Annotated in this window: 10 protein-coding genes; 2 read left to right on the forward strand and 8 right to left on the reverse strand. The window is 46.5% G+C overall.

Annotated elements, in window-relative coordinates:
* Positions 1-2: 2 nt before the first annotated feature.
* The 4 genes from NJR55_RS09660 to NJR55_RS09675 all read right to left on the reverse strand — a co-directional run bounded on the left by NJR55_RS09660 (position 3) and on the right by NJR55_RS09675 (position 3,622).
* The gene (locus NJR55_RS09660; protein ID WP_253619748.1) at positions 3-1,343 is read right to left on the reverse strand and encodes a Na(+)-translocating NADH-quinone reductase subunit A; all 1,341 of its coding nucleotides are present in this window, start codon (positions 1,341-1,343) and stop codon (positions 3-5) included.
* 174 nt (positions 1,344-1,517) lie between these two features.
* Positions 1,518-2,696 (reverse strand): enoyl-ACP reductase FabV, encoded by a 1,179-nt coding sequence (gene fabV / locus NJR55_RS09665; RefSeq protein ID WP_253619749.1) that lies wholly within the window; start codon positions 2,694-2,696, stop codon positions 1,518-1,520.
* Positions 2,697-2,780: 84 nt separating this feature from the next.
* Positions 2,781-3,101 (reverse strand): BolA family protein, encoded by a 321-nt coding sequence (locus NJR55_RS09670; protein ID WP_034819916.1) that lies wholly within the window; start codon positions 3,099-3,101, stop codon positions 2,781-2,783.
* A gap of 116 nt (positions 3,102-3,217) precedes the next feature.
* On the reverse strand, positions 3,218-3,622 hold the full coding sequence (locus tag NJR55_RS09675; protein WP_253619750.1) for a hypothetical protein: 405 nt from the start codon (positions 3,620-3,622) through the stop codon (positions 3,218-3,220).
* 188 nt (positions 3,623-3,810) lie between these two features.
* Between NJR55_RS09675 and NJR55_RS09680 the strand changes: the two genes are divergently transcribed.
* On the forward strand, positions 3,811-5,121 hold the full coding sequence (locus tag NJR55_RS09680) for a capsule assembly Wzi family protein (protein ID WP_253619751.1): 1,311 nt from the start codon (positions 3,811-3,813) through the stop codon (positions 5,119-5,121).
* Here the strand turns inward: NJR55_RS09680 and NJR55_RS09685 are convergent.
* From NJR55_RS09685 to NJR55_RS09700, 4 genes are read right to left on the reverse strand one after another with little or no spacing between them, the layout of a single operon-like run.
* Complete coding sequence (locus tag NJR55_RS09685) at positions 5,118-5,672, reverse strand: PqiC family protein (protein ID WP_253619752.1); 555 nt, start codon at positions 5,670-5,672, stop codon at positions 5,118-5,120. The genes NJR55_RS09680 and NJR55_RS09685 overlap by 4 nt on opposite strands.
* Positions 5,665-7,305 carry an intermembrane transport protein PqiB gene (gene pqiB / locus NJR55_RS09690; protein WP_253619753.1) on the reverse strand — a complete coding sequence of 547 codons (1,641 nt, stop codon included), beginning with the start codon at positions 7,303-7,305 and terminating at the stop codon, positions 5,665-5,667. The genes NJR55_RS09685 and pqiB overlap by 8 nt, the downstream gene beginning before the upstream one ends.
* Positions 7,302-8,555 carry a PqiA/YebS family transporter subunit gene (locus tag NJR55_RS09695; RefSeq protein WP_253619754.1) on the reverse strand — a complete coding sequence of 418 codons (1,254 nt, stop codon included), beginning with the start codon at positions 8,553-8,555 and terminating at the stop codon, positions 7,302-7,304. Before NJR55_RS09695 ends, pqiB begins: the two co-directional genes overlap by 4 nt.
* A complete protein-coding gene (locus tag NJR55_RS09700; RefSeq protein ID WP_034819903.1) occupies positions 8,518-10,347 on the reverse strand; it encodes a cation:proton antiporter in 1,830 nt (609 codons plus the stop codon). The genes NJR55_RS09695 and NJR55_RS09700 overlap by 38 nt, the downstream gene beginning before the upstream one ends.
* 173 nt (positions 10,348-10,520) lie before the next feature.
* Between NJR55_RS09700 and NJR55_RS09705 the strand changes: the two genes are divergently transcribed.
* Entirely contained in the window at positions 10,521-11,546 is a 1,026-nt protein-coding gene (locus tag NJR55_RS09705) for a Fe(3+) ABC transporter substrate-binding protein (protein ID WP_253619755.1), read from the forward strand.
* The last annotated feature ends 8 nt before the right edge of the window (positions 11,547-11,554 follow it).

Here is an 11,554-nt window from a genome sequence, read left to right on the forward strand (position 1 = left end):
GGTTAGCCTTCTTTCTCAATCTTAGTGAGACAGTCACGCAGCACCGGGCCATATTCATACTTCCCGGGGCAAACATAAGTGCACAATGCGAGGTCTTCCTCGTCCAGTTCCAGACAACCCAGTTGCTGACCTTCATCAGTATCTCCTGATAACAAGTCACGCAACAATAATGTCGGCAGAATGTCCAAAGGCATTACGCGTTCGTAGTTGCCAATTGGAACCATTGAACGTGAAGAACCATTCAGCGACGTTGTCATGCTGAATAACTTCTTCGGATTAAAGTGTCCGGCATAAGCGCGTGTTACTGAGTGCAAGTCAGAGCCCGGGCGTATCCAGCCCAAAAACTCTTTATAATTGCCTTCCGGAATAACACTAACCTGATTGTGAAAACGACCTAACCAGGCATGCTCATCATCCGCAGTGTGACCATGCAGGACTGACCCTGAGATAATACGTTGATTATCACCACTTAGCTCACCATCCGTTAACTCATGCAAGTTAGCACCTAAGCGTGTGCGCAGTAGACGGGGTTTCTTCACGCCTTCGCCGGCAATGGAGACAACGCGGTCAGTAAAGATTTCACCTGTAGTGAATAACTTACCGTAAGCGATAACGTCCTGATAACCGATGTGCCATACTGGACGTTTGATGCTAGCAGGCTGAAGGAAATGTATATGAGTGCCAACCAAACCTGATGGATGAGGACCAGAAAAGGACTCCAGCGTGACATCTGCGTCGCCAGTATCAACTTCAGCATCACCCGCTTTACAAACAAACAACTTGCCTTCGGTCAGATTCGATAACACTTTCAAACCATCGATAAAGGCTTGTTTCTGTTCATTTATAAATAAAGTTGGGTCACCGGCTAATGGGTTAGAATCCATCGCGTTAACAAAAATCGCGCTGGCTTCTGCATCTAATGCCGGAGATTTACTGTAAGGACGGGTACGAAGTGCAGTCCATTGACCAGACTCAACCAGAATGTCCTGAACTTTTTCACGACCTAATGAGTTAAGCTTGTCGCTGTCAAATTTGTCAAAAGTAACTTGCTCGTCACCTTTCAACTCAATAACAACCGCCTGCAACACTCGGCGCTCACCACGCAGGATGTCTTTTACTACACCAGCACCAGGGGCTGTGTACTTGACACCAGGGTTTTTCTTATCCTCGAAAATCAGCTGACCTTTTTTAACCTGGTCACCTTCTTTCACGTGCATGGTTGGGCGCATACCCACGTATTCTTCACCTAGGGTAGCAACTGTCGTCACAGCCTTACCGTCGGATAGTTCTTGCTGGGGCGCCCCTTTAATAGGGATGTCCAGCCCTTTCTTGATCGTAATCATATGCGTTTGCACTACTCGTTAAGGGAAGATTCATCACAACCAGCCACTAGGACTGGAAACCTGAATAATCAAATAGTTACCGACACAAACAACCGCCTTCAGGGGGCTTGTCATCGGCAACCTGAAACATTTTCCACACTTATCGTTGGGATTTTAGCATTTTTCCCACAACGCTTACCAGTTTACTTTTGGATCAATATCCGCGTCATAATCGACATTATCGAAGCCAAAACCGAATAAATGCAGGAACTCCTGATGATACCCTTCGTAATCGGCAAGCTGATGGAAGTTGTCCTGAGTTACTTGCTCCCAAAGTGCTTCTATCTTCGCTTGAGTCTTATCGTTGGTTTCGTAACCGTCCATGTGCAGTCGACCTGCTTCGTCAAGCTCAGGATTACTACTATATAAACCTTCGGTAAACAGACGGTAAATCTGTTCGATACAACCTTCGTGCGTGCCTTCTTCTTTCATGACTTTATAAATTAATGAAATATAAAGAGGCATAACAGGAATGGCCGAACTCGCTTGTGTTACCAACGCCTTTAATGAAGAAACGTAAGCTTTCAGATTAAGATCATCGCACTCGGCGACAAGTTCTGATGCCGCGCGATCAAGATCTTCTTTTGCACGACCAATGGTTGCATGACCATAAATTGGCAATGTAAGTTTTTTACCTATATAGGTATAAGCAGTGGTTTGACAGTTTTCGGCCAGCACGCCTGCATTATGCAGAGCTTTAACCCAGCGCTCCCAGTCTTCACCGCCCATCACTTTTACCGTATTGGCAATATCTTCATCAGTAGCCGGATCAAGTGTCACTTCGTGTACCTGATCTTTGTCCGTATTGTAGGTTTTAGTTGTGTATTGTTTGCCTATTGGCTTTAACACTGAACTGTAAACTTCGCCACTATCGGGATCTTTACGTTTAGGTGATGCCAGACTGTAAACAACGAGGTCAATTTTCCCCATGTTTTGCTTAATGTAGTCGATACTTTCCTGCTTAATTTCATCAGAAAATGCATCGCCATTAATTGAATGGAAAGCTAAACCAGCTTTGTCCGCTTCCTTATGAAAAGCAGCAGTATTATACCAACCAGCTGTCGCTGTTTTCTTTTCCGTAGGCTCTTTCTCAAAGCAAACACCCAGAGTATGAGCTTCGCTGCCAAAGGCAGCAGTAATTCTTGAAGCAAGTCCGTAACCTGTGGAGCAACCTATGACGAGAACATTCTTAGGGCCATTGGTGATAGCAGGTTTATTACGGACAAATTCGATTTGGCGTTTGACGTTTTCGGTGCAACCTACCGGGTGAGAATTGGTGCAGATAAAACCGCGAATTTTTGGCTTAATGATCATATTGATGTATCCCTGTTGTTCGCATTATTTCGGCTATTGTAACCAATCAAACGACAGGAACACATCAGACATGCAGAATTTTTCTTAATTTGCCGCTATTTTCGACCCACCCAGACAGTTCGGTGAACGTCTGGACTCTCCCAGTTGCTCCCACTCACCTTGGGTATAGGTGTGTAATGCCAGGGCATGGATATGATTCATTAGTTCATCCGCTAAAATTTTATTAACCGCACGGTGACGGTTAATAAGTCTCTCTCCGCTGAATTTAGGGGTAACTAAGACCACTTTAAAGTGAGATTCAGCATTAGCTCCGCCTGAATGCATATGACTTTCATCCGCTACTTCCAGATGCACTGGAGTAAACGCTTCCCGCAATTTATTTTCAATATTTAGCCCAATAGACATAACGACTCCCCCTCTGCGTTCGCCTCTAATCTTCAGTTTAGTTTACTTATGCTGAATCGCAGAAATTTTTTTCAAAAACTTGCTAACTCTACGAATTTTCGGAGAATAAAGTTTGCTCAATATTCAGAGTCATCGACTGCCGCATGACAAACTTCATCAATGGCCGAGAAGCTGACGACAGCAGGAAAAACCGCATCTACCACTTCGCCTTTTGAAGCCTTCGCTGGTTTAACCAAGTGATAGCGTTGTGCGCTGACATTTCCTTCTGCCTGCCAGAGTAAAACACCGGTTTGTTTAAAAAGCTTTGATAAGGCATTTATGCCCTCGCTTCTGTGCGGTGGAAACGCCGTACTTTCCCCCGATAGGCGCCAGCCTCTAAGCTCGGCTTCCGATGCCAGCAAAGCCTCATTAATTCGGTTACGGCAAAAACTAAGCTCAATCGTTGCCCGGCTCAGTTGCCAGTTATCATTAGGCAGTAACTGTTCGTCCAGAGCTTTGACTTCAGCACTGTGCAAACTCATTGTGTCTTCCTGACCGCAGCCACTAAGAACTGCCAAGAAAAACCCTACTATCAAAAAACTTTTAAAAGTCATAAGGAAACCTCCAAGGCTGGATATTATAACTGAAAAGCACAGATAAACCGTTGCCTTAGTGTTAAAATTTCTGGCAGTATAGAGTGTAATTTGTCATAGGGATTCAAATCAGTTTCATGTCATCCATCTCATTTTTTCGCAACACCCTTATTGCTGGTGGTCTTAGCTTACTCGTTACCCCATCTGCACTCAGCTCAGTATGGATTGAAGCAAATGACGCGGAATTGCGGAACAGTCTGATTGTATTAGCCGAATCAGGGCTTATTAAAACACCTATTCAGCAATTTCCAATAACCTGGAAAAGCTTATTGCCTGAGTTGGACGCGCTTGAATTAAAAGGTTTGAGCCCAACCCAGCAATTAGCATTACGCCATGTGCGTCATCAATTATCACAAGCTCAGAGTGGACCTAAAACACGATGGTATATAGGTGCAACCGATAGCGAGCAGGTAGTTCAGGATTACGGCGACGACACCTATGAGGAAGGCAAAATTAGCCTAAGCCGCAATATGCACGGTACTAACTGGGCGGCAAGAATTCAGGTAAACTACCGTCAGGATCCCTTTGAAGGTGACCACAAAAAGACTCTGGATGGTAGTTACCTGGCTTACAACCTGAATGACTGGAGTTTCAGTCTGGATTCACTGCCACTGCGTTGGGGGCCGGCAGAGCACAGTAGTTTGCTGTTTTCTAACAATGCACGCCCTATGCCCAAAATTCGAATTGATTACGCTCCTGATTATCCGCCTGCCGGAATGAACCCATTCAAAATCAGTTTATTCAGTGCCTATCAGGACGACGGATACAGCGACCATTACCGGGTCAGCGGCATCCGCTTTTCCAGTCAGTTATTTCAACATTTATGGTTTGGTATAAGCGCTATAGAGCAGAGTGGCGACAACCGCCCCGACAACCGAATGTTGACCGCTGATGCCAGAACCGGTTTCGACTGGGGAGCTCATCAATTTTCAGCCTACGCAGAGCTGGGTATTGACCGAAAACTGGAAACCGATGACAAACCAGTATATACCCTGGGCGCACAATGGATGACTGGCTCTAAAGAACGTCGTCATAGCTTCACGGTTGAATACAGTCAGTTGGATGGTGGAGAAGAACACGACTTTTATTCACTGGACGAAAATCAAAGACAATACTTTCTGAACCACCAGCGTAACCCGGGCTCGCCTTTTCCCCGTGAAAGTCAGACGGTATCTGCCAGTTATCGTCAGTTTTCAGCCGATGGCTCGGCCTGGACGGCGCTGGTCAGTCATAGTAAAGAAAAAGACGATGACACTCTGTCACGGGCTTTACTACGTCGCACTGAACCTGCTTTTTCAGGGTTAGTTAAACTCTCTCTGCAATACCTTGACGGCAGCAATTACGACGGCGAAGTGGGCGTACAATTGAGTGGAGAATGGCGCTTTTAACGCGCCAGCTTCTGCCCTACTCCCAGACTGATGGTGTCCATAACATTAAGCCAGGCTTCATCCATAGCATTGACTAAGGCAGGATAGCCGTCGCTTTTCAACGGTACGGTTTCAGTAAAGGTTCCTTCCAGCACCGTCTGGTTATCCTGACTTTTATACTCCCAGTGACCCGCAACAACGGCACGTGAGTCATTACTTCCATAAAAATCATCAACCCAAACCGTTAGCTTGCCTTCGCAATTGTCAGCCAGCAACAGGCGCTGAACACTACGCTGAAGTTGATGCGCCAGAGGCGTACTCCAGCGGTGCTGCCGGGCACTATGCCAGCGGGTTTCATCCTGCTGTAGTTGCAACCCCGGCTTCGCCGCTGAATCACCCACAAACACAGGACGCTTATCCGCATGACACAAGGCTTCCACAGACTCACTCAAATGTGGAAGTCGATATTGCGTTATCTCGTATGAGTTAGAGGAACACCCGGCGAGCAAAGCAATTGCTGCAACCATAATCAACGGCTTCAGTCTTTTTGGAGAGGAATCTCTGCTATTCATAAGCTTTTGGCTCCGGATCAGGTTCTATAGATGGACTGAAAATAAGTGAATTCGGCTGTTCCTGTAACAATTCAATTACCGGTTTTAACTCACGTGAAAGCTGCTCAATTTCAGTTAACGTTTGATTCAGTTGCTGTCGTGTCGGGGAACCTTCATTAAAACTGCCGGTAAGTTCTTTCAGTTGAATAAGGTTTTGCTGCAATAACTGAGGCAACTGCTTCATTTGTGGTTGCTCAACAATAGCCGCCAGGCTTTCCGACACACTATCCAGTTTCCTGGCCGTGCTGTCGACCGAGCTCATAGCTGCCGAAAAGTCATTAAGCCCCTGCTCCAGTGGCAACTGATTGAATTTATCCAATAGTGCCGTTAACTTTTCTTCCAGTCGAGTGAAGTCACTAGCCATTGCCGGCATAACCGGGTATCCGGCAAATATATCGTCGACGCTTTCCTCACCCGCGTTCGGATAAAAACGAACATCGACAAATAAGGTATTGGTTAACAAGTTAGAGGCTCGGATATTCGCTCTTAAACCCTGCTTAAAGAGTTCTGGTAAACGCCTTTCCCAGCTTTCAATATCAGTATCGGCCACCAATCCCCTTAGGCGCTCAGGTTCAAAACGAATAAGAATGGGAATACGTTTTAACGGAGCCTCATCACCATTTTCCGGGAACCAACGCAGCGGCACCTCTCTGACGGTACCAACACGCACCCCTTTAAATTGAACCGGTGCTCCTTTTTCAAGACCAGCAATCGATTCATCCAGTAAAACAACGTAATCAATACCGTGAATATAACCTTGCTGTTTTGCTTCCTCCAGACTTTCAAACAGCTCGAACTCCTGTTCGCTGGTAAGCTTATCTCCCCGCGGCTGTCCCTCAGGAACCCCAAAAGTCACACTGGCTCCCAATAGCGACTCTATGGAACCCAGAGCCAAGTCCAGTCCCTGAGAATTCCATTGAATAGAAACGCCCCGCTGCAACCAGAACCGCGTATTTTCGGTAATAAGCTCATCATAAGGAGCCTTCACAAAAATTTGGTATCGAGTTTGTCGTTCGTCGACCTGGAACTCCGACTGCTCTACCTGACCAACAGTGAAACCTTGATATTGCACTGAATCACCTACTGTTACGCTGGTTTGCCCCTCGCTGGTCAAATTTAACCGACGCCCGGGAGTTTCCTGAGAAATAACAGGTGGCTGTTCCAGTGCTTTAAAGTGCGACTGCTGCTCTTTAGAGTCACCGGGCTGCAAACGAATATACGCACCTGACAGTAAAGTTCCCAGCCCGCTAATTCCCTGTCGCCCGATCCTGGGTTTTACTACCCAAATTCGGGTCTCCGGATTTAACATTCGCTCGGTACCTTCGTTCATCGCCACTTCTATAACAGCCGAAGAGAAGTCTTCCGACAGGCGCACTTCAGTAACCTGTCCGACGTCGACATTACGAACTTTTACCTGAGTTTTTCCGGCTTCGATGCCTTCGGCGTCCCCTACTGCCACCGTAATAGTCGGTCCAGTTCCGCGCGTATCCTGCCAAACCATCCAAAGCGCCACAGCAAGGGCCAGCAGCGGTACAATCCAGACCGGTGATATGCCGGAAAATTTGCGGACCTTAGTCGTTGAACTCTCTGTCATTTATATGCCTCTCGCCAGAATAAGCGTGTATCAAAACTCATCGCTGCAAGCATAGTAAGAACCACAGCTGCCGCGAATGAAACCGCAGCACTGCCCGGATAAACCGACATAACGGAACCACTACGAACCAAAGCTACCAGTATCGCAACAACAAAAATATCGATCATTGACCAGCGCCCTATCCAGTCCGTCAGTTTGAATAAAATAAGGCGATGACGAACCGTTTGCGGAGTTTGCCAGCGAGCTAATATTAGCAAAGTTATCAGCACCAATACTTTAGCAACAGGAATAACCAGACTAGCCACAAAAACAATAGCCGCTATTGGCTTATCTCCACTTTGCCATAACTCGGTTACCCCGCCAATTATGGTTGACGGTTGATCGCTACCAAATCGGACGGTTTCCATAACCGGTAACCAATGCGCTGGAATTAACATAATAGCGCCGGCAGTAATTAACGCGACCGTTGTGCCTGGCCTACGCCACCAGGATGTTTTCTGTGGCTCTGTGCATTGGTAACAAGTATCAGCGTTCTGAGAATTCAATGCATAACATACCGGGCAAGTCTGTAACCCTTGTTCAAATGCTGTCATTCCGGGTTGACCGTCAGGTGCTGACTGTGACGTTTGAATCAAATGCCGCCAAACGGGTGTCTGTTTCGCCCGCTCATAAACAAAAAGCAGCAGCACAACAAAAGCACTAAAACTCCAGAACCCCTCCAGTAAGCGAATATCAGCCAGGCTGGAAATCTTAACCAACGCCACCAAAGTGCCAAGTAGAAAAACGTCGGTCATTAACCAGGGTTTTAAGTGTTCGGTTAAGCGCAGTAAATATAAGCTGCTCCGGTTTCGCGCTGTATTTTTAGCATGACTGTAAACCCAAATCAGGCTCACCAGGTAAATAAACGGAATAAGAATAACCGTTAAAAGAACTAACACAGCTAATATTTTTTCGTGAAAATAAGAAAGCTGCCAGGCAGCATCCATTAGGGTCATTGACTGTTCAACACCGGCCGCAGAATAACGAATAAAGTCGACCGACAGACTGGCTAAAAGCATCACCAGAGCCGCGGTGGCCATTGCCACCAAGGTAAAATGCTCTGTTCTCCTGCCATGCTCCAGAACGTACCCGCAACGCGGGCATTCAGCTCGCTCATTCCCTGAAAGAACGGCTCGTCGGCTTACCCAGTCGCACTGGGGGCAGCCGACAACATCATTCTTTTCGTTCTGCGTTATCCTGCTCGACGTCATTTTCTTCAGGCTCCGCTGAAATCATGGCTATTACTGTCCAACCCGACTGTGGTATCAATTCCCTTTCAGTAGTAAAAATATGGAGTTTTTCGGCATCGTCCAGCGCAAACATTGGCAAAGCACGAGTTCCATACTTCTGCTGGTAGTCTGCAAAACTAAAACTGTCGGTAATAGGTGTCGACTTAATTTTAGCGCCTTTAAAATGCAGGCTTGCAAGCTTGGAATAGGTTACGCTGTCGCCAAACAAGTTTAATGTCTTACGGTAACTTTCGGTCAACTGATGGCTGGCACGGTAGTCCTGTTCTCCACCGTTTAAACCATGCACTTTCCTGGAACCAAACCAGTCCTGATAGTACATTGAAACTAACGGGTTCAGCTGTTTGTAGGGTGACATAACCAACAACTGGCCAAGGCCGGTTAAATCAATATTGTTAGCCGCGTGCTCAGAAGCCGGGTTACCAAAATACACAGGTAAATTATCCATCCGCGCTAACTTGATGTTTTCCCAGTTGGTATCAGCCAGGCGAACCGGAATGCCGCTTTCCTGTATGCTTTTTGCAACCGCCCGCGCCATTTGGTTGGCACCGAAAATTAAGAAGCCTTTGGCTTGAGGTTCCAGCAGTCCCAGCATTCTGGCCAGCGGTTTTGCGGTCAGGCTCTGCAATACGACTGTAGTCATTATTACTAAGAAAACTAGCGGAACAACCGCCGCGGCTTCTGTCCAGCCTGACTCTTCCATTTTTAATGCGAACAATGCAGACACTGCCGCCGCAACAATACCTCGGGGAGCTATCCAGGATAATAAAACCTTATCTTTAAACCTCAATTCGGTTCCTATCGCAGACAACCAAACAGCCAAAGGGCGCACCGCAAACAAAATAATGGCAATTAGAATAACCGCTGGCATTCCCAACGCATCAAACTCTGCAAAATCCAGCCGCGCTGCCAAAATGATGAAAAGCGCAGAAATAAGAAGCACACTGAGAGTCTCCTTAAACTCTAGTATTTCTTCCATATTGAGGTTACGCGTATTGGCCATAACCATACCCATAACCGTAACAGTCAATAAGCCGGATTCATGTTGAATAGCGTTGGATAACGCGAAGACTCCCAGCACTATGGTTAAAGTCGCAACGTTTTGTAAATAATGCGGGAACCAGCCACGACCTAAAGCTAAACCTAACAGGCGGGCGGCCCCCCAGCCCAGAGCAAACCCAAGAGCAATGGTTGTCGCGAAAGCCTGCAATGCGTGCAGAAAAGCGACATCCTGGCTGGCAATAATAAACTCGTATACCAGTACCGCCAGCAAGGCGCCGAGCGGATCAATAATAATGCCTTCCCAGCGTAGAATGTTTGCTAACTTATTAATCGGCCGAATAGAGCGTATCATGGGTTGAATAACGGTCGGCCCTGTGACCACAACAAGTGCCCCGAACAAAGCTGAAATTTCCCAGCCATAACCCATAATAAAATGCGTTAATATGGCTATAACCACAAAGGTCACCAGCATGCCTATGCTGACCAGATTGGTTACCATACGGCCATGACCACGAATTTCTTCAAACTTAAGGGTCAGGCTGCCTTCAAATAAAATAACCGCAACCGCTAACGAGACAAAAGGAAATAGTAAATCTTCAAATAGCGAGTCGGGTTCAAGTAACCCCAGAGTAGGCCCTAGCAATAAGCCACAAATTAATAACGGCAGTATTGCCGGCAACTTAATACGCCACGCCAACCACTGACAACTAATGGACAATACGCCAATCAGGGCAAGCATCGATAAGTCAGACATAATTTCTCCGCTGAAAGTAAGTCATTTTAGAATAGCAGAAGCTAACACTCTGACTACCCTCAAATAACGAATTTAGATGACTATTTTTTAAATGAGAATGGCTATCATTATTCGCTTTGTTTGATATAATCGTCGCGTTTCTCTCAAAATAGTTCGTTAAGGAGTCATCTGAAATGCGTAAGTTTCATTCACTACTGGCAATACTTGCTGCGACTTCTGCGACACTGGTGTCATTCACTAGCGCCGCCGCTGAAGTTAATATTTACTCAGCCCGAAAAGAAGCGCTGATCAAACCCGTTCTGGAAAAATTCACTGAAGAAACCGACATCGAAGTTAATTTATTAACCGGTAAAGCGGACGCGCTGCTGGCTAGATTGAACTCCGAAGGCGAGAATACCCCAGCGGATCTATTCCTAACCGTTGACGCTGGTGCTCTGCATCGCGCTGTTGAAGCAGACGCGTTTCAGGCAGTGAGTTCTGACGAAATTAATTCAGCCGTTCCTTCTCATTTTCGCTCTACAGACAACCTTTGGTTCGGATTAAGTTTACGCGCCCGCCCTATTTTTTACTCACCAGAGCGCGTTAACCCGGACGAACTGGAATCTTATTTAAGCCTGGCTGATGAAAAATGGAACGATCGTATCTGCATCCGCTCTTCTAATAATCTGTATAACCAGTCGTTAGTAGCAGCCCTAATTGAACACCACGGCGCAGAAAAAACTGAAGAATGGGCAGAAGACTTTGTCGAAAACTTTGCTCGCAAACCCGTTGGTGGCGACCGCGACCAAATTAAAGGTGTAGCTTTTGGTGTTTGTGACATTGCTATTGCCAATACCTATTACTTTGGCCATATGCTCAATTCCGACGACGCAGAAGAGCGTTCAGCTGCCGAAAAAGTAAAAATATTCTGGCCTGCACAGGATAAACAAGGTGCCCATGTGAACGTTTCAGGCATAGGCATTACCAAACACGCTAAAAACGTTGACGAAGCTCAAAAGCTAATAGAGTTCCTGGTCTCTGAAGAGTCACAAAAATGGTATGCTCAGGCCAACTATGAATACCCAGTTCGCGAAGGCGTTGAGTGGAGTGAAACACTCCAGCAATGGGGTGACTTCAAGCAGGATGATATTGAAATGGACATTCTGGGTGAAAATAACGGCGACGCCGTACGCTTAATGAACCGTGCCGGCTGGCGTTAATTTGCTAC

It is taken from the genome of Idiomarina rhizosphaerae (genome assembly GCF_024159085.1).
GTDB lineage: Bacteria > Pseudomonadota > Gammaproteobacteria > Enterobacterales > Alteromonadaceae > Idiomarina > Idiomarina rhizosphaerae.

Excerpts from the sequence above, each read along its gene's own strand:
- fabV (WP_253619749.1), bottom strand. The coding sequence starts at position 2,696 with ATGATCATTAAGCCAAAAATTCGCGGTTTTATCTGCACCAATTCTCAC.
- NJR55_RS09700 (WP_034819903.1), bottom strand. The coding sequence starts at position 10,347 with ATGTCTGACTTATCGATGCTTGCCCTGATTGGCGTATTGTCCATTAGT.
- NJR55_RS09670 (WP_034819916.1), bottom strand. The coding sequence starts at position 3,101 with ATGTCTATTGGGCTAAATATTGAAAATAAATTGCGGGAAGCGTTTACT.
- NJR55_RS09705 (WP_253619755.1), top strand. The coding sequence starts at position 10,521 with ATGCGTAAGTTTCATTCACTACTGGCAATACTTGCTGCGACTTCTGCG.
- NJR55_RS09685 (WP_253619752.1), bottom strand. The coding sequence starts at position 5,672 with ATGAATAGCAGAGATTCCTCTCCAAAAAGACTGAAGCCGTTGATTATG.
- pqiB (WP_253619753.1), bottom strand. The coding sequence starts at position 7,305 with ATGACAGAGAGTTCAACGACTAAGGTCCGCAAATTTTCCGGCATATCA.
- NJR55_RS09680 (WP_253619751.1), top strand. The coding sequence starts at position 3,811 with ATGTCATCCATCTCATTTTTTCGCAACACCCTTATTGCTGGTGGTCTT.
- NJR55_RS09695 (WP_253619754.1), bottom strand. The coding sequence starts at position 8,555 with ATGACGTCGAGCAGGATAACGCAGAACGAAAAGAATGATGTTGTCGGC.
- NJR55_RS09675 (WP_253619750.1), bottom strand. The coding sequence starts at position 3,622 with ATGAGTTTGCACAGTGCTGAAGTCAAAGCTCTGGACGAACAGTTACTG.
- NJR55_RS09660 (WP_253619748.1), bottom strand. The coding sequence starts at position 1,343 with ATGATTACGATCAAGAAAGGGCTGGACATCCCTATTAAAGGGGCGCCC.